Source organism: Pseudomonas sp. SIMBA_041 (genome assembly GCF_046535095.1).
GTDB lineage: Bacteria > Pseudomonadota > Gammaproteobacteria > Pseudomonadales > Pseudomonadaceae > Aquipseudomonas > Aquipseudomonas mucoides.
This window is the reverse complement of record NZ_JAWRXJ010000198.1, coordinates 1-280: the sequence shown is the minus strand read 5'-3', so window position 1 is coordinate 280 and position 280 is coordinate 1. Positions and strand designations below refer to the sequence as shown.

Here is a 280-nt window from a genome sequence, read left to right as displayed (position 1 = left end):
CAAATTCGCCTGACCGGCGACGGCACGGATGGTGCCAGTAGCGTCGAACACTGCGGTCATCACCAATGCCAGTACACTCGGAAGTACAGTTGGCTGGAGTGCACCCATAATATCGAGGCTGAAAATCAGAGACTTACCATCTTCGCCAGTCAGGCTTGGCATCGCCACCAGACCGTGGTATTTCACCGCTGGGTCAAAGATTAAGCCGATGATCGAAATTGCAATAATCACCAACAAGATCCCGCCGGGTACGCGACACTTCTCCAGGCCGAAGATGACC

The 280-nt window shown here is 53.9% G+C and carries 1 protein-coding gene; it reads right to left on the bottom strand.

Annotated elements, in window-relative coordinates; all coding sequences use genetic code 11:
- On the bottom strand, positions 1 to 280 hold a 280-nt coding region (locus SB725_RS30830), incomplete at both ends, for a solute carrier family 23 protein (RefSeq protein WP_410923166.1).